Here is an 18684-nt window from a genome sequence, read left to right as displayed (position 1 = left end):
ATGCGGGGCCTGGATGGGCAACGTCCTGCCTTGCTGCCGGGGTGGGACAGGTTGCGTCGGCATTGGCTCAGCCACAGATTGCGGGACGCCCGGTTTCAGGATCTGCTGCTGCCACCGCCTCCCGAGGAATGGGTCGCGCTGGATTGTGAGACTACCGGGCTGGACGTGCGCCATGATGAGATCGTCTCGATCGGCGCCGTGCGCATCGTGGGCGATCGCCTGCTGACCAGTGAGCGGCTGGAGTTGCTGGTGCGGCCAGAACGGGCCGTGTCTGCGGGCAGTGTGCGCATTCACCGCCTGCGCAGTCAGGATCTGGCAGGCGGATTGCCGCTGCATGAGGCCGTGGTGCAGTTGCTGCGGTTCATCGGGAGCCGCCCGCTGGTGGGGTACTACCTGGAATTTGACGTAGCCATGCTCAATCGCGCGGTGCGCCCGCTGTTGGGGTTTGGCTTGCCCCAGCCGTGCGTTGAAATCTCTGCGCTGTATTACGACTACAAGTTCCAGCAGCTCCCGCCCTACCAGCAGCAAGCCAACGCTGATATCGACCTGCGCCTGAGCACCCTCATGTCAGACCTGAACCTGCCTATACGTGAAGCCCACGATGCATTGAACGACGCCGTGATGGCAGGCCTCGCATTCGTCAAATTACGGCACCTGAGATCTGACTGACGCGCTGGCGTGTAGTGCTTGGTTGTGGCGAAATTGATAATTCCACCCACTCAAAATGTGGCGAATTTTTGACGGGGTGTCCTCAATTTGTTGCGTAAATGCATAAATTGAAAGCTGAACAGCAAATTGCCAGAAGTGCAAGGTGGTGTAACACCTAAAATTTCCCCAGTTGTAATCCCGGCTTTGGCGGTGACCCCGACATGTCGTGATGCCACTCCTCCTGATGGACTAAAAGCAAACAAGGAAACCTCATGCAAAAGACGAATCGTTTGGCACTGGCTGTGCTGGCCCTGGTTGGCAGCACTGCTGCTTTCGCTCAAAGCAGCGTGACTCTGTATGGTCGCGTGAACACCACCGTGGAACGCCAAAAAAGCGGCGACGTGACTACCACTGGTCTGTTCAACAACTCTTCCCGCTTCGGTTTCAAGGGTACCGAAGATCTGGGCGGTGGCCTGAAGGCTGGCTTCCAACTGGAAAGCGGTTTCAGCTCTGACACCGGTGCTTCCGATGCACGTGGTTTCTTCGCTCGTCAAAGCGAAGTGAACCTGTCTGGCGGTTTCGGTACAGTCCGTCTGGGCCGTTTCACTGCTGAGTCCTACTACGCAACTGCTGACTACGTCAGCATGCACAACCACGACACAGGCTCTTCGTCCGACGCGTTCTACGCCTACGTGATGCCTGATGCCAACAAGATCGCTTACCGCACTCCCAGCTTCGGTGGCCTGACTGTGGACGCCGCTGTTGCTCTGCACGAGCAACCTACAGGCAAGCCCGGCAAGAACGCCTTTGACCTAGCTGCCAACTACAACCTGGGCGCTCTGGCCCTGGGCGCTGGCTACACCAAGCAAGGCGACGTGAACCAGTTCGCAGGCCGCGGTCTGTACACCTTCGGTGCCTTCACCGTTGGCGGTTACGTGCAACGTGACGAGCGTGCCGATGGCCGCAAGCGCACTTCCCTGCGTCTGGCTGGTGCCTACAACCTGGGCGCTTCCGAATTCCACGTGAACGTGGGCCGCGCTGGCGAGTACAAGGGCATCAACGACAGCGATGCAACTCAGTACACACTGGGCTACAACTACAACCTGAGCAAGCGCACCAAGGTGTACGGCTACTACACCCACGTGAACAACGCACGTAACGCTTCCTACATGACTGGCACCGCTGGCGCTGACTTCAGCTCCGTCGCTGTGGGTATCCGCCACAACTTCTAATTGAAGTTTTATCCAGCAGACGCGTTCTGCTGGATGGCCTAGATACAAGGCCCCGCATTCGCAAGAATGCGGGGCCTTTTGTTTTAGGTGTCTTGAATGGACCAGGCAGGTGATTTACTGGGTGCTATTACTGCGGAAGTTAGACCGAGGCTCTGTGTGGGTCAGTTGGAACATCCAGAGCAATACGTGTCCTCCCAATAGGCCTGCATAGGTGTCATGAATGGACTGAATTGACCTTCATGCTTTCCAGCTTGAGCGCTGAAGCTGGCTGTAGCTCGGTGCCTTTTGCATGGGTTTGATGAAGCATGAGCTGAGAGCGGTTTTCAAAGTGCGTTGAAATGGAAATGCAGGGCCTGTTTCTCTGATCCGCGTATGAACGATGAGCCAGAAAAAAGGCGCTCCCCATGTGACTGGGGAGCGCCTTTGGTTTTTGGGGCTTGGAAGCTCAGTGTCCCGAAGCTCCAGAGGCGCCCAGGCCAGTTTCCGATCGGACTTGCTGCGCCGGGAATGCGGCCCTCTCTCGGGCTGCGGTAGCGCTGCGATCCAGCAGCGAGAAGATCCAGATGCCTACGAAGCCAATGGCCATGGAGAACAGGGCAGGCGACGTGTAAGGGAAGAGGGCGCTGCCTTTGGGGTTACCCAGAACGGCTTCCCATACCGACGGAGACACGACCGTCAGGCCCACAGACGACACCAGTCCCATGAAGCCACCAATCACTGCTCCTTTGGTGGTGCAGTCTTTCCACAGCACGCTCATGAACAGCACCGGGAAGTTGGCCGATGCTGCAATGGCGAAGGCCAGAGACACCATGAACGCGATGTTCTGCTTTTCAAACACGATGCCCAGCACCACGGCGACCACGCCCAATGTCAGCGTAGTGATGCGTGATACGCGCAGCTCTGCAGCGCTGTCAGCCTTGCCCTGCTTGAACACTGTGGCGTACAGGTCGTGTGATACGGCGGATGCACCCGACAGTGTCAAACCCGCCACCACCGCCAGGATCGTGGCGAACGCCACGGCCGAGATGAAGCCGTAGAACACGTCTCCACCCACCGATTTGGCTACCAGTACGGCTGCCATGTTGGCTGTGCCCGCCCCGCCTTTGATGACGCCGGTGACTGTGTCGGAGAACTCAGGGTTGGTGAGCACGAGAGTGATGGCTCCGAAGCCAATGATGAAGATCAGCACGTAGAAATAGCCGATCCACGTGGTGGCCCAGAACACGCTCTTGCGTGCTTCCTTCGCGTCTGGCACCGTGAAGAAGCGCATCAGGATGTGTGGCAAGCCTGCGGTACCGAACATCAATGCCATGCCGAAGCTGATGGCAGAGATGGGGTCTTTGATGAAGCCGCCGGGGCCCATGATGGCCAGACCGATCTTGGCCGCTTCTTCTGCAGGTTTGCCCGAGTTGGCCGCAATCGATGTCTTCACCGCAACGCCCTTGGCAAACAGGGCCTCAGGGCTGAAGCCAAACTGCGCCATGACCATGAAGGCCATGAAGGTAACACCCGCGAGCAGCAGGCAGGCCTTGATGATCTGTACCCAGGTGGTCGCTGTCATGCCACCGAACAGCACGTACACCATCATCAGGCCGCCCACCAGCACCACGGCGATCCAGTAGTCCAGACCAAACAGCAGTTTGATCAGCTGGCCTGCACCCACCATCTGCGCGATCAGGTAGAACGCCACGACGACGAGCGTACCGCTGGCAGCAAAGGCACGGATAGGAGTCTGCTGGAACCGGTAACCAGCCACATCAGCAAAGGTGAACTTGCCCAGATTGCGCAGGCGCTCTGCCATCAAAAAGGTGATGACCGGCCAGCCGACCAGAAAGCCGATGGAGTAGATCAACCCGTCATAACCGCTGGCCATCACGGCAGCAGAAATACCCAGGAAGGACGCCGCAGACATGTAGTCACCCGCAATGGCCAGGCCATTCTGAAAGCCCGTGATTCCACCGCCACCGGTGTAGAAGTCTGCAGCCGACCGAGTCTTGGCGGCCGCCCATTTGGTGATCCACAGGGTGCCCGCCACAAACAGGGCAAACATGATGATGGCGGTCCAGTTGGTCGCCTGTTTGGCGGCTTCCCCTACATCGCCGCCTGCGGCATGTGCTGCAGTGCCCAGGCAAGCCAGACCGGCCCAGGCAAGGGCTGCTTTTGCGGTGGTGAAGCCGCGTGAAGTCAGATTCTTTTTCATTTGGCGGCATCCTTGAGAATGGCCTGTGTCAGCGCGTCATAGCGACCGTTTGCGCGACGGACGTAAATGCCGGTGATGGCGATGGTGAAGACGATCACACCAAACCCCAAGGGCACGCCCAGCGTGGTCACGCCGTTGCCAATGGGTTGTGCGAGGAAGGCCTTGTCGAAGGCAATCAGTGCGATGTAGCCGTAGTACACCAGCAGCATCAGGGCCGTGAGCAGCCAGCCAAAGCGGTTGCGTTCACGCTTGAGTTCCAGGTACTTGGGGTGGCTCTGGATTCGTTCTGCCACGGGGTCCGTCATGCTTATCTCCTTCGGTTTTGGGATCTTGCGCAGCACGTCATGGGGCTTGCTGCATGCTGGGGCGGATTCTGGAAACGCGGACTGACCGCCCACTTACGCTGCAAGGTCGTTTGTCTAGGGGTTTGTCCTTGGCAGGGTTGACCCGTAGGTAGAGGGTCAGGATTTACCCCAACGCCTTACGGGTAGGAAGGCCCATGCAGGGCCATTTCAGACGCCAAACGACCCCATTTCCCACATCAAGAAAAAAGCTCTCAGGGTTGAACCGGAGCGTGGCCTGACCTCTGGCCGCAGCCACGCAGAAGTGCGCGGGAGCGCCATGACTTTTGTCAGTTTTCGGTCAGATGACCATCAGATATTGCGCCTCACGGAGCGGGAGGGCTCGTCGGTGTAGCGCCTTTTTTCGCATCCGAAAAAACCTATACAGGAGACACACACCATGGCAACAACAGTTCATCCCGCACCGCGGCCGATGTCACCCGAGGAGCGCAAGGTTATCTTTGCCTCATCGCTGGGTACCGTTTTCGAGTGGTACGACTTTTATCTGTATGGCTCGCTTGCAGCCATCATCGCCAAGCAATTCTTCAGTGGCCTGGATGCCGGCTCGGCGTTCATCTTTGCGCTGCTGGCATTTGCTGCGGGCTTCATCGTGCGTCCGTTCGGTGCCATCTTCTTCGGCCGTCTGGGCGACATGATTGGCCGCAAGTACACGTTCCTGGTCACCATTTTGATCATGGGTCTGTCCACCTTTATCGTGGGTGTGCTGCCTACTTATGCCTCCATCGGCGTGGCCGCCCCAGTCATCCTGATCATCCTGCGTTTGCTGCAAGGCTTGGCGCTGGGTGGTGAGTATGGCGGTGCCGCGACCTATGTGGCAGAGCACGCACCGCACGGCAAGCGGGGTGCCTACACGGCCTGGATTCAGACAACCGCCACGCTGGGGCTGTTCCTGTCGCTGATGGTGATTCTGGGTACGCGCACCATCACTGGCGAAGAAGCCTTTGCCGACTGGGGCTGGCGTGTTCCATTCATCGTGTCGATTGCGCTGCTGGGTATCTCGGTGTGGATTCGTTTGTCCATGAACGAGTCCCCCGCCTTCCAGAAGATGAAGGCCGAGGGCAAAACCTCCAAGGCTCCGCTGACCGAGTCTTTCGGCCAATGGAAGAACCTGAAGATCGTGATTCTGGCGCTGGTGGGCCTGACAGCCGGCCAGGCTGTGGTGTGGTACTCCGGCCAGTTCTATGCGCTGTTCTTCCTGACGCAGGCGCTCAAGGTGGATGGGGCCACGGCCAACATCTTTGTCGCCATCTCGCTGCTGATCGGTACACCCTTCTTCATCGTGTTCGGTGCCCTGTCTGACAAGATCGGTCGCAAGCCCATCATCCTGGCAGGTTGCCTGCTGGCTGCAATCACTTACTTCCCGGTGTTTGGTGCGCTGACCAAGGCGGCCAACCCCGCGCTGGCTGAAGCCCAGGCCAAGAACAAGGTGGTGGTGGTAGCGGATCCCAACGAGTGCTCCTTCCAGTTCAACCCCACCGGTACCGCCAAGTTCACCAGCTCGTGCGACATTGCCAAGCAAGTGCTGGCCGGTGCTTCCGTGAGCTACGAGAACTCTGCTGGTGCAGCAGGCTCGCCTGCGGTCATCAAGATTGGCGAGACTTCCATCACTTCCTACAGCAGCAAGGGCCTGCCTGCAGACGAGGCCAAGAAGAAAGATGGCGAGTTCAAGAAGGCCGTGGCAGATGCCCTGAAGGCTGCTGGTTACCCCACCAAGGCAGACCCTGCGCGTATCGACAAGGTCATGGTCACGGTGATCCTGACCTACCTGGTGCTGCTGGTGACCATGGTGTACGGCCCTATTGCTGCCATGCTGGTGGAAATGTTCCCCACCCGTATCCGCTACACCTCCATGTCTCTGCCGTATCACATCGGTAACGGCTGGTTTGGTGGCCTGTTGCCCACCACGGCCTTTGCCATCGTGGCGCAGACCGGCAACATGTACAACGGCCTGTGGTACCCCATCATCATCGCTGCCGCCACGGTAGTGATTGGTGGCCTGTTCATCAAGGAAACCAAGGACGTGGACATCTACGCCAACGATTGATGTGTGCTGCCGTGACCTGCATTTCCGAGGTCACGCTTCTCATCAGGGCCCGCCTTCACGGGCCGGGCCCTGTGTTGAACCAAGGCGCTTTGGAATCGTTGCATCGTCTGAAGCGCCTTCGTTGAACAACCCCTATCTCTGGAGACTTGTATGTGGAAGATTGCAGTTGGTTTTGCCTTGTTTGCGGCGCTGTCTATTTTTGTGATCCTCAAAGCCGGTGACAAGGCAGACATGGGCGGTGAAAAGCATGGTGCAGATGCTGTGCATGCACCCGAGCCCGCCGCCAGCGCGCCGGCCGCTGCCCCTATGGCTCCAGCTTCTGCTGCTAGCGCTTCCTGATCGCAGTCCTTAAAGGCAAAAAGGCCCGCCCTCGTCAGAGAGGCGGGCCTTTTGTGTTGTGAAGAAGGCTGCGAAGAAGGCCGTGAAGAAGCAGACCGGGATTTCAGCGCTTGAACTTGCCGTCGGCTCCAATGATGGCCAGGTCAGAAAAATCGAGGCCTGAATGATCGGTGGGGCTGTACGACAGCTCCAGCCCCCCCAGATCGAACTTCTTGATGCTCTCCAGGGCGGCGTGCAGCTTGGTGCGGTCGGGCTTGGGGCCAGCGCGCTTGAGGCCCTCTACCAGCACCTTGGCGCTGACAAAGCCCTCCAGCATGGCGGGTGTCAGGTCCGCAATGTTCTTGGCCCGGGCCAGCTCCATGGCTTCCTTCACCATGGGATAGTTCACCGATCGCTCTGACGGCAGCACCTGCGTGACCACTACACCGCGGGCACTGTCTCCCAGGGCCTTGATAAAGCCCCCGGAGGCATTGTTGGACAAGGTCACGATCTGCCCGCCCACGCCAGCCGCCCGCAGGGCCTTGATGCCATCCACCACTGCAGCCCCTGTACCGACGAAGATCACAGCCTGCGGCTGCTTCTGCGCGACGCGGGGTGCCATGGCGCTGTAGTCGGGTTTGGTCCGGTCAAACTTCTCGATGAACAGCGGTTCCAGGTGGTTGGCCTTGAAGCCGGACATGGCCCCTGCCAGCGCATCGGCACCAAAGGTGTCATCCACATGCACCACCCCGATGCGCTTGATTCCCAGCGTGTTCAGGTGGCTGATGGCTTTTTCCACTTCATGCTGATAGGGCGCACGCACGTTGAATACGTACTTCTGCACCGGCTTGTGCAGGGCAATCGCGCCGGTGGATGGGCCCACCAGAGGCACACCGTGCTGCTCCAGCAAGGGCAGCAAGCCTTGGGTGTGGGGCGTGCCCCGTGTCATGAACAAGGCCAGCACACCCTTTTGCTCAATCAGCGTGCGCGCGTTGTCCAGCGTGAGCTTGGTGTCAAATTTGTCGTCCAGCGTGATCAGTTCGATTTTCTGGCCGCCCACGCCACCCTTGGCGTTGATGGCATCCAGGTACAGGCTGGCTCCTTGTGATGCTTCCTGCACCGTAGCGGCCGCCGGGCCGGTTACACCAACGGTCTGGCCCACCAGCAACTGGGCCTGGCATGTGGCCCAGCCCAGCAGGGCCAGTGCAGTGCCTGTGCGCAGCCAGGCAGTCCAAGAAATCATGTGGGGCTCCTCTTGTCTCTGTAAGTGAGCCCTAGTTTATTTACAAAAGGTGACAAATGCCGCGTGTGGTCTTTGTCTGTGGGGGCATTGGCCCCATCTGTCGCATAGCCGCCGCATCTGCCCTGCGCGCGGCTACGCTGCCCTTGGTGAGGACTCAGCGCCGGAACTTGCCGTCCGTGCCCACGATGGACAAGTCCGCAAAATCGAGCCCCGTGTGATCGTCTGGGGTAAAGGACACTTCCAGCCCGCCCAGGTCAAACTTGCGGATGGTTTCCAGCGCCGCGTGCAGCTTCTCGCGCGTGGGCTTGGGCCCGGCACGTTTGACGCCTTCCACCAGCACCTTGGCGGCAGCAAAACCCTCCAGCATGGCCGGGCTGATTTCGCTCATGCCCTGCGCGCGGGCCAGTTCCTGGGCTTCCTTCACCATGGGGAATGTCACGGCGCGTTCGTTCGGGAACACCTGCGTCACGATCACTCCACGCGCATTGGCCCCCAGGCTCTTGATGAAGCCGCTGGAGGCGTTGTTGGACAGAGTGACCAGTTGCGCCGCAGAGCCCGCACCGCGGATGGCGTTGTTGGCGTCCACCACGGCAGAGCCTGACGCAATCATCAGCACTGCCTGTGCATCGGCCTTCACCAGCTTGGCGGCAATGGGGGCAAAGTCGGGCTTGGCCCGGTCAAACTTCTCCAGCACCACGGGTGTCAGCTTGGCTGCTGTAAGGCCCTTTTGTGCCCCGGTCACGCCGTCGGCTCCAAAACTGTCATCGGCGTACACCACGCCGATACGGGTGATGCCCATGGATGCCAAGTGGGTCATGGCCTTTTCAGCCTCGCGCTGGTAGGTGGCCCGTACGTTGAAGACGTATTTGCGCACCGGCTGGTGCAGCACCATTGCACCTGTGGAAGGGGCAATGAGCGGGACTCCGTGCTTGTCCAGCAGCGGGATGATGGCTTCCGTGTGCGGTGTGCCCCGGTTCAGGAACAGGGCCAGCACGTTGTTCTCTTCGATCAGCTTCTTGGCATTTTCGGCGGCCAGCTTGGGGTCGAACTTGTCGTCCAGCGACACCAGTTCAATCTTCTGCCCGTTCACGCCGCCCTTGCTGTTGACCATGTCAAGGTAGAGCTTGGCGCCATCGGTGGTCTCTTTCACCCCGGCCGCCACTTGGCCGCTGAAGCCTGCAGTCTGGCCGATGACGATTTGCGCCTGGGCGGTACCCAATGCCATGCACAAGGCCGCGGCGGCCCAGCATTTGTTCCATGTGTTCATGGTGTCTCCGGTTAATTTTTTGTTACCTTACTTTACTGGCTGTGTATGACAACCCGGCAAACCCTCAAATAGGGAAGGGGCGCAGGTATAGCTGCCGCAGCTGACGCGCACCTTGCCACGGGAGTGACGCGTGTGCTCATACCGTGGGAGCCATCAACGAGCCTCACGCCCGGCCAGCAGCCGTACAAACCGCTACTTCTGCAACAGCGGGCGCAGATCACCACAGCAGTCCCAAGGGTCTCGCGCTGCTGCCAATACGGTGTCAGTAGGCGCTGCCTAGAATGTTCCGCCTCAGAGCGTTTCACAAAGCTCCCCTGGTGTCGTTATCCCGTCTGGCCGTATCGGGCCGTCCTGCCTGCAACGGAACGCCTAGCCAGGGCCGCTACGCTGAGTTTTGTGAGCCGCTCCTACCCCATACCACCAGCAAAGCCTCCACATGACCCAGGGAACCATCCGCATCCGTGGCGCACGCCAGCACAACCTTCGCAACCTGGACCTGGACATCCGCACCGGCGAGCTGACGGTGGTGACCGGCCCCAGCGGCTCGGGCAAATCCAGCCTGGTGTTCGACACGCTGTATGCCGAGGGCCAGCGCCGCTATGTGGAAACCTTCAGTGCCTACGCGCGCCAGTTTCTGGACCGCATGGACAAGCCCGCGGTAGACCGCGTAGAGGGCGTGCCGCCCGCCATCGCCATCGACCAGACCAACCCCGTGCGCTCCAGCCGCTCCACCGTGGGCACGATGACGGAGCTGAACGATCACCTCAAGCTGCTGTTTGCGCGCGCGGGGCAATTGTTTGACAAGCAGACGGCGCAACCCGTGCGGCACGACTCGCCCGACACCATCTATGCCGAGCTGGCAGCGCGCTGCGCGGTGGCGGGGGACCCGCGCATCGTGCTCACGTTTCCGGTCGAGCTGCCTGCCAACACCAGCGCCGAACAGGTGGAGCAATGGCTTTCGGCCAGCGGCTTTACCAAGGTGCAGGCCGAGCGGGACGAGGGTGAACGCAAAATTCTGGATGTGGTGGCCGACCGTTTCCGCTGGAGCGGCGCCGAGCGCGCGCGCGTGGTGGAGGCGATCGAGGTGGCGCTCAAGCGTGGCAGCGGGCGGCTCAATGTGTACCGGTTGGTTGATGAAGGCGAGCCCGAACTGTGGCGCTTCTCCACCGGCCTGCACTGCCCCGACAGCGACTTGCGCTACAGCGAGCCCATTCCCTCCGCCTTCTCGTTCAACTCGGCCGTAGGTGCGTGCGACACCTGCCGGGGCTTTGGCCGGGTGATCGGGGTGGACTGGGGCTTGGTCATCCCCAACGACAAGCTCACGCTGCGCTCGGGCGCGATCAAGCCCATCCAGACGCCCGCCTGGCAAGAGGCGCAAGACGACCTCATGCGCCATGCTGAGGCCGCGGGCATTCCGCGCGACACGCCCTGGTACCAGCTCACGGCCGAGCAGAAAAAGTGGGTGATTGAAGGATCACCGAACTGGAACGGCAAGTGGAACCAGCAGTGGTACGGCATCCAGCGCTTTTTTGATTACCTGGAAAGCAAAGCCTACAAGATGCACATCCGTGTGCTGCTGTCCAAGTACCGCAGCTACACGCCGTGCCCGGTGTGCGCAGGTGCGCGGCTCAAGACGGAGAGCCTGCTGTGGCGCATCGGCCGCAAGGAAGACGCCGACGCAGTGATGGATCCCGGCCAGCGTTTTATGCCTCAAGGCGTGCAGTGGTCGCGCGAGCAATTGGAGTCCTTGCCCGGGCTGTGCCTGCACGACCTGATGCTGTTGCCCATAGACCGCCTGCGCCAGTTCTTTGCGCGCATGCAGTTGCCGGTGGGCGACGATGCCAAGGGCGGCGACGCCCAGGCGCTGAAACTGCTGCACGAAGAAATCACCGCGCGCCTCAAATACCTGTGCGACGTGGGCATTGGCTACCTCACGCTCGACCGGCAAAGCCGCACTTTGAGCGGCGGCGAGGTGCAGCGCATCAATCTCACCACGGCCCTGGGCACCAGCCTGGTCAACACCTTGTTTGTGCTGGACGAGCCCAGCATTGGCCTGCACCCGCGCGACATGCACCGCATCACCGAGGCCATGCTGCGCCTGCGCGATGCGGGCAACACCCTGGTGGTGGTGGAGCACGACCCCGCTGTGATGCTGGCGGCAGACCGCATGATCGACATGGGCCCCGGCCCGGGCCGCAAGGGCGGCAGCATTGTGTTTGACGGCACCACGGCCGATTTGCGTCAGGCCGACACCCTCACCGGCAATTACCTGAGCGGGCGCAAGCAGGTGGGCTTTGGCTTCAAGCGTATGGTCACCGATTCGACCCCGCGCCTCATCCTGGAAGGCGCGCGCGAGCACAACCTGCGCGATGTGTCGGTGGAGTTTCCGCTGCAGCGCTTGGTCACCGTGACCGGCGTGAGCGGCTCAGGCAAGTCCAGTTTGATTCAGGACGTGCTGGCCCCCGCACTGATGCGCCACTTTGGCAAGGCCACCGAGGCACCCGGTGCGCACGACCGCCTGCTGGGCGCGGACCATCTGGCCGATGTGGTGTTTGTGGACCAGTCGCCCATCGGCAAGACGGCACGCTCCAACCCCGTGAGCTACGTGGGCGCGTGGGACAGCATTCGTGAGCTGTATGCCACCTCGCCCCTGGCCAAGCAGCGCAGCTACACGGCGGCCAAGTTCAGCTTCAACAGCGGCGATGGGCGCTGCCCCACCTGCGGGGGCTCGGGCTTTGAGCATGTGGAGATGCAGTTCCTCTCTGACGTGTACCTGCGCTGCCCCGACTGCGACGGCAAGCGCTACCGGCCCGAGATTCTGGAGATCACCATCGAACGCGGCGGGCGGGCTCTGAACGTGGCCGACGTCCTCGAACTCACCGTGGCCGAGGCCGTGGCCCTGTTCGCGGGCGACAAGGACGTGGTGCGCGCCCTGCAGCCCATTGTGGATGTGGGGCTCGACTACGTGGCGCTGGGCCAGCCCGTGCCCACGCTCAGCGGTGGCGAGGCGCAGCGGCTCAAGCTGGCGGGCTTTCTGGCCGAGGCGGCCAAGACCGCCGCCAAGTCGCGCCAGAACGTGGCCCGCAAAGGCACGCTGTTCTTGTTTGACGAGCCCACCACCGGCCTGCACTTTGACGACATTGCCAAGCTCATGCGCGCCCTGCGCAAGCTGCTGGAGGCCGGGCATTCGCTCATCGTCATCGAGCACAACCTGGACGTGATCCGCGCCAGCGACTGGCTCATTGACCTGGGGCCCGAAGGCGGCGTGGGCGGTGGTCTGGTCGTGGCCGAAGGCACGCCCGAAGACGTGCGCGAGCACGCCACATCGCACACCGGCCAGGCCCTGCGCGACTACGAACTGGCGCTGGGCGTGGGCGGCCATTCGGTGCACGAAAAAGCCGCCGTGCTACGAAAACAGGAGCTGCTTGCGCAAGAAAGACATGCGCTACAGGGCAATTTGGCTAAAAACGCCATTGAAATCGTCAACGCCAAAGAGCACAACCTCAAGAGCCTGAGCGTGGACGTACCACGTGGCAAGTTCAACGTTATCACCGGCGTCAGTGGCTCGGGCAAGTCCACGCTGGCGTTCGACATTCTGTTCAACGAAGGCCAGCGCCGCTATCTTGAAAGCCTCAACGCCTACGCCCGCAGCATCGTGCAGCCCGCTGGCAGGCCCGAGGTGGACGCGGTGTACGGCATCCCCCCCACCGTGGCGATTGAGCAGCGCCTCTCGCGCGGCGGGCGCAAATCCACCGTGGGTACCACCACCGAGGTGTGGCACTTTCTGCGTCTGCTGTACGTCAAGCTCGGCACGCAGCACTGCGTGCACGATGGTGCTGCCGTACAGCCGCAAACGCCCGAGAGCATTGCCGCGCAGCTGCTCACGCAGTTCCGTGGCCAGCACATCGGCCTGCTCGCGCCGCTGGTGGTCAACCGCAAGGGCGTCTACACCGAGCTGGCCGACTGGGCCCGCCCACGCGGTTACACGCACCTGCGTGTGGATGGCAACTTCCTGCCGACCTCCAACTTCCCGCGCATTGATCGCTTCAAGGAACACACCATCGAGCTGCCTGTGGCCAGCCTCGATGTCTCGCCTGAGAACGAGGCCGCCCTGCGCACCGCGCTGGCCGATGCGCTCACGCACGGCAAAGGCGTGGTGCATGTCCTCTCCAGCATCGGCACCCTGGCCGCCGCCATGGAAAGCGGTGCGCCCACGGCGGGCATCGGGCATTTGCAGGTGTATTCCACCAAGCGCGCCTGCCCCGTGTGCGCCACCAGCTATGCCGAGCTGGACCCGCGCCTGTTCAGCTACAACAGCAAGCACGGCTGGTGCCCCGACTGCGTGGGCACGGGCGTCAAGCTCACCAAAGAGCAGCGCAAGGTGTTTGACGACTCGGTGCTGGCCGACAAGGAAAAAGGCCGCGAGCAGACCTTTGCCGAGCCCGAGGTGGAAGACCTGGACGGCACCACCGTCTGCCCCACCTGCCAGGGCACGCGTTTGAACGCCACGGCCCGCGCCGTGAAGTTTGCCGGTGTGGGCATTGCCGACATTGCCGCGCTCTCCGTCAGCGATGTACGCCGCTGGGTGGAGGGCCTGCGGGCCGCCGGTGGCATGACGCAACGCGAGGCGGACATCGCCCGCGACCTGGTGCCCGAGATCCAGAGCCGCCTTGAGTTTCTGGAAGAAGTGGGCCTGGGCTACCTCACGCTGGATCGGGGCGCGCCTACGCTCAGCGGTGGCGAGGCCCAGCGCATTCGCCTGGCGGCGCAGTTGGGCAGCAACCTGCAAGGCGTGTGCTACGTGCTGGATGAACCCACCATCGGCCTGCACGCGCGCGACAACCAGATCTTGCTCAACGCCCTGCACAAGCTGGGTGACAAGGGCAACACGCTGGTGGTGGTGGAGCACGACGAGGACACCATCCGCCGCGCCGACCACATCATCGACATTGGCCCCAGCGCCGGCAAGCGCGGTGGCCGCCTGGTGGCGCAGGGCAGCGTGGCCGATGTGCAGGCCGCAGAAGACTCGCAAACCGGCCGCTACCTGCTGCACGCCATGCGCCACCCGCTGCAGGCACGCCGGGCGGTGGATGCTATGGATTTGGTAGCGGCCAGCGCTCAACCAGCAAGCGCCACAGGCCTAAAAGATGCAGAGCAGGGTGGCGACAAGCCCCTGCACTGGCTGCGCCTGCACGGCGCACACCTGCACAACCTGCAGCAGGTGGATGTGGCCGTGCCACTGAACCGGCTGGTGGCCGTGACGGGCGTGAGCGGCTCCGGCAAATCCACCCTGGCGCGCGATGTGCTGCTGACCAACGTGCAGGCCTGGGTGCAGCAGCGCAGTACCAAAGCGGGCCGTGATGCCATGGACGCAGGCAAGGCCCCGGCCCTCGTGGGCAGCACCGGGCTGGCAGGCTTTGAAACCATTGACCGCGTGCTGGAGGTGGATCAGACCCCCATCGGCAAAACCCCGCGCAGCTGCCCCGCCACGTACATCGGCTTCTGGGACACCATCCGCAAGCTGTTTGCCGAAACGCTGGAGGCCAAGGCACGCGGTTACGCCGCCGGGCGCTTCAGCTTCAACACTGGTGAGGGCCGCTGCCCCAGCTGCGAAGGCGCAGGCGTGCGCACCATCGAGATGAGCTTCTTGCCCGACGTGAAGGTGCCCTGCGAAACCTGCCACGGCGCACGCTTCAACCCCGAAACGCTGGCCGTCACCTGGCGCGGCAAGAGCATCGGCGATGTGCTGCAGATGGAGGTGGACGAGGCGGTGGAGTTCTTTGCCAGCATGCCCAGCATTGCGCACCCGTTGCAGTTGCTCAAAGACGTGGGCCTGGGTTACCTCACCCTGGGCCAGCCCTCGCCCACGCTCAGCGGCGGCGAGGCGCAGCGCATCAAGCTGGTGACCGAGCTGACCAAGGTGCGCGACGAGGTGGGCCGCCGAGGCCAGAAAGCCCCGCACACCCTGTACGTGCTGGACGAGCCCACCGTGGGCCTGCACATGGCCGACGTGCACAAGCTCATCCGCGTGCTGCACCGCTTGGTCGATGGCGGACACAGCGTGGTGGTCATCGAGCACGATCTGGACGTGATCGCCGAGGCCGACTGGATCATCGACCTGGGCCCCGAAGGCGGCAAGGATGGCGGCCGTATCGTGGCCGCCGGCACGCCCGAGGACCTGGTGCGCCTGGGCACCCACACGGGCAAGGCGCTGGGGCCGGTGCTGGCGCGCTGAGTCCTTCGCCTCTGATCGCAGGCAAGGTCACGCGGCCGTGCCTGCGGTATCCTGCGGCCCCAAATCTGATCACAACAAGGGACGCAAGCAATGAAGAAGGCGCTATGGGGGGCGGCCGCAGGCGCTGCCGTGGCAGTGGCCGCTGCGGGGGGCTGGTGGGCGTGGAGCCAGGGGCGTGCGGTGGTGCCGCAGGCGGTGGAAGGCTCCGCCAAGGGGGGCGGGCCCCAAGGCACGGCGTCTGCCAGTGCTGATGCGCCTGCCCGTGCCATGGCCCCGCTGCGCGAGGTGCTGGCCAACTACCGCAAGATCATCGTGTTGCTGGCCGACGAGGCCAAGCTGGGGGCGGCGGAGAAGGCTGCGGCCAACCAGGCGGGCATGGCACTGTTCCACGCCAATATCGCCAAGGGCAAAGAGCTGGTGGCGTTGCTGGAAGAGGGCCCGCTGGCCGAGCCCCGCATGCGCTTGCAGGTGCTGCCTGCGCTGCTCGACTATGTGGAGAGCGACCCCGAGCTGTTCGATGCCGACCGCCTGGCGTTTCGCGAAGTGCTGCGCCAGTGGCAGGCGCTGATGGCGCGTGATGGCTCGCTACCCGCCATCAAGCTGCACAAGCGCATGGGCGAAGACCTGGACGCGCTGGCCGAGATCGAGCGCAACTACGAAAAAGAAATCCGCGAGGTCTTTGGCCGCTTTGAAAGCCGGGGCATCACCTTGAAGCGCGAGCGCTGGGACGACTACGTGGCCCAGCTGCAGCGCCTGTACACGCGCGAGGCCATCTTGCGCGACCACGGCGTGGTGTTGCCGTACCCCGAGCCTCCGGTGGCCGACAGCGGCAAGGGCAAGAACAAAGCCAAAGACACCGAAGGCGCAGAGCTGAACGGGCGTGAGCTGCCGCCCAAGACCATTGTGCTGACGTTTGACGATGGCCCGCACGGCACCTACACGCCCGAGATTGCGGCCATCCTCAAGCAGTACAGCGTGCCTGCGGTGTTCTTCCAGGTGGGAAGCAACCTGGGCACGGTGGGGGCCGATGGCAAGCCCCACCTGCATGCGCGCGCGCAGGTCAGCAAGCAACTGCAGGACGCTGGCCATGTGCTGGCCAACCACAGCCTGACGCATGCCCAGCTGTCCAAGCGCAGTGGCGATGCCCTGCGCGATGAAATTCTGGTGACGGACAAGTTGCTCACCTCGGTGGACGAGCGCCGCTCTGCGCTGTTCCGCTTTCCCTACGGTGCGCGCAATGCCGAAGGCATGGACATTCTGAGCAGCGCGCACCTGCGCTCGGTGATGTGGAACGTGGACTCGCTCGACTGGGCGGACCCGGTGCCTGCGTCCATCGCGCAGCGCGTGCTCTCTACCGTGGACAAGGAAGGCCGCGGCATCATCCTGTTCCACGACATTCACGAGCGCACCGTGAAGGCGCTGCCGGGCATTCTGGCCAAGCTGGTGGCCGATGGCTACCAGTTCGCCACCTGGGATGGCAAGGCCTTTGTGGTGCCCAAGGGCGGCCCATCGCCCAGCGCGGCGGCGGCTGCCGCACCGGCTGCGGCCACGGCGGGCAGCTACGGCCAGTCGTGGGCGATTGTGGTGGGCATTGATGAGTACGCCCGCTGGCCGCGCCTGCAGTACGCGGTGCGCGATGCCCGATCGGTGCGCGAGGCGCTGATCCAGAAGTTCGGCTTTGCGGCCGAGCGCATCGTGACGCTGGAGAACAAGGACGCCACCCGTGCCAACATCCTCGCGGCCTTCCACGACAAGCTGGCCCACAGCGGCATGCAGAAGAACGACCGCCTGTTTGTCTTCTTTGCCGGGCACGGGGCCACGCGCAAGCTCACCTCGGGGCGCGATCTGGGCTACATCATTCCCGTCGATTCCGACCCGCAGCAGTTCGCGACCGACGCCATCCCTATGAGCGAGCTGCAGAACATTGCCGAGAGCGTGACGGCCAAGCACACGCTGTTTGTGATGGACGCCTGCTACAGCGGCCTGGGCCTGACGCGCGGGGGCGGCAACGCCAACTTCCTGCGTGACAACTTCAAGCGCGTGGGACGGCAAATGCTGACGGCCGGTGGGGCGGACCAGCTGGTGGCCGATGGAGGGCCCAATGGCCACTCGGTCTTCACCTGGGCGCTGCTGCAGGGCCTGGGCGGCAAGGGCGATTTGAACGGTGACGGCATCATCACCGCCACCGAGCTGGCCGCTTATGTAGCCCCCGCAGTGGCTTCGGCATCCAGCCAGACGCCTGCGTTTGGCAGCCTGCCCGGCTCGGAGGGCGGTGATTTTGTGTTTGAGCTGCCCACCGAAACCGAGTTCTTGAGCGCGCAAAGCACCCAGCTGGGCAGCGAAGCGATTGCCATGAACACCCGGCTGGATGCCGCCAAGCCCGCTGCTGCCCCTGCGTCGCAGGCGGGCACCACAGCACCCAGCGCCGCAGGCCCCGTGCCCAAGGTGGTGGCGCCCGTGGTGGTGAAGGACTTGCAGGGCAACGACCAGAAGATCACGCCCCCGCAGGCGGTGACGCTGTCCAACCGCCAGCTGGCCCAACGCGCCAACGACCGGGGCCTGCAGCTCTACCGCGAGAAACAGTACGAACAGGCCGAGGCCCAGTTCACCGAAGCCCTCAAGCTGCGCCCCGACTTTGCGCTGGCGGCCAACAACCTGGGCTTCATCTATTACCGGCAAGACAAGTTTGTGGAGGCTGCGCGGTGGTTCGATAACGCCATCCGCATGGACCCATCCCGCGCCGTGGCCTACCTGAACCTGGGCGATGCACTGGACAAAGCCGGTGAGGCCGACCGCGCCCGCAAGGCCTACACCACCTACCTGGAGTTGGCCCCCAAGGCGGCGGGGGCGGACAAGCTGCGCGAGAAGCTGGGGCTCTGAAAAGGCCCGTGGCAGGGTGCGAGGTTGAGCACTCGCCGTGCGGGGTGTCGGTGTGTAGGTTCGGTCCTACAAGCCGCCCCCTCGTTCTCTGACACGCTGCGGGGCAGTGGCCGAATAAAGTCAGAACATGGTGGTTGCGGAATCATTCGCACCGCAGCAATCAACCCCTGGGCCGATCGAACCCTCCCTCCCTCAATTTGATCGGCTTTTAACCCGCCCTGGTGGCGGGTTTTTTTTGGTCTGAAGGCGTCGTGA

Annotated in this window: 10 protein-coding genes; 6 read left to right on the top strand and 4 right to left on the bottom strand. The window is 62.8% G+C overall.

Annotation, left to right across the window (positions count from 1 at the left end):
* Both AACH87_RS18390 and AACH87_RS18385 read left to right on the top strand, forming a co-directional pair.
* Nucleotides 1-669, top strand: coding sequence for a 3'-5' exonuclease (locus AACH87_RS18390; protein WP_338795974.1), 669 nt, complete (start codon nucleotides 1-3; stop codon nucleotides 667-669).
* Between the two features lie 251 nt (nucleotides 670-920).
* Nucleotides 921-1880 carry a porin gene (locus tag AACH87_RS18385; RefSeq protein WP_338795973.1) on the top strand — a complete coding sequence of 320 codons (960 nt, stop codon included), beginning with the start codon at nucleotides 921-923 and terminating at the stop codon, nucleotides 1878-1880.
* Between the two features lie 445 nt (nucleotides 1881-2325).
* Here AACH87_RS18385 and AACH87_RS18380 read toward each other — a convergent pair whose 3' ends face one another.
* Nucleotides 2326-4080: a cation acetate symporter gene (locus AACH87_RS18380; protein WP_338795972.1), complete on the bottom strand. Its 1755-nt coding sequence runs from the start codon at nucleotides 4078-4080 to the stop codon at nucleotides 2326-2328.
* Nucleotides 4077-4385: a DUF485 domain-containing protein gene (locus AACH87_RS18375; protein ID WP_338795971.1), complete on the bottom strand. Its 309-nt coding sequence runs from the start codon at nucleotides 4383-4385 to the stop codon at nucleotides 4077-4079. Before AACH87_RS18375 ends, AACH87_RS18380 begins: the two co-directional genes overlap by 4 nt.
* Before the next feature lie 436 nt (nucleotides 4386-4821).
* Here AACH87_RS18375 and AACH87_RS18370 point away from each other — a divergent pair, with 436 nt between their 5' ends.
* Nucleotides 4822-6486: an MFS transporter gene (locus AACH87_RS18370; RefSeq protein ID WP_338795970.1), complete on the top strand. Its 1665-nt coding sequence runs from the start codon at nucleotides 4822-4824 to the stop codon at nucleotides 6484-6486.
* 150 nt (nucleotides 6487-6636) lie between these two features.
* Nucleotides 6637-6825, top strand: a complete 189-nt coding sequence (locus AACH87_RS18365; protein WP_338795968.1) for a hypothetical protein — start codon at nucleotides 6637-6639, stop codon at nucleotides 6823-6825.
* A 103-nt stretch (nucleotides 6826-6928) separates the two neighbouring features.
* Here the strand turns inward: AACH87_RS18365 and AACH87_RS18360 are convergent, their stop codons facing one another.
* Together AACH87_RS18360 and AACH87_RS18355 are read right to left on the bottom strand one after the other, a co-directional pair.
* A complete protein-coding gene (locus tag AACH87_RS18360) occupies nucleotides 6929-8047 on the bottom strand; it encodes an ABC transporter substrate-binding protein (protein WP_338795967.1) in 1119 nt (372 codons plus the stop codon).
* Between the two features lie 154 nt (nucleotides 8048-8201).
* Entirely contained in the window at nucleotides 8202-9314 is a 1113-nt protein-coding gene (locus tag AACH87_RS18355; RefSeq protein WP_338795966.1) for an ABC transporter substrate-binding protein, read from the bottom strand.
* A 436-nt stretch (nucleotides 9315-9750) separates the two neighbouring features.
* On the opposite strand from AACH87_RS18355, the gene uvrA reads away from it, so the two are divergent.
* Together uvrA and AACH87_RS18345 are read left to right on the top strand one after the other, a co-directional pair.
* Complete coding sequence (gene uvrA / locus AACH87_RS18350) at nucleotides 9751-15549, top strand: excinuclease ABC subunit UvrA (protein WP_338795965.1); 5799 nt, start codon at nucleotides 9751-9753, stop codon at nucleotides 15547-15549.
* Nucleotides 15550-15639: 90 nt separating this feature from the next.
* The gene (locus tag AACH87_RS18345; RefSeq protein WP_338795964.1) at nucleotides 15640-18429 is read left to right on the top strand and encodes a polysaccharide deacetylase family protein; all 2790 of its coding nucleotides are present in this window, start codon (nucleotides 15640-15642) and stop codon (nucleotides 18427-18429) included.
* Nucleotides 18430-18684 lie beyond the last annotated feature (255 nt).

Source organism: Acidovorax sp. DW039 (genome assembly GCF_037101375.1).
Classification (GTDB): Bacteria; Pseudomonadota; Gammaproteobacteria; order Burkholderiales; family Burkholderiaceae_C; genus Acidovorax.
Note: the sequence above shows the minus strand (reverse complement) of the source record. Positions and strands in the feature narration are given on the sequence as shown.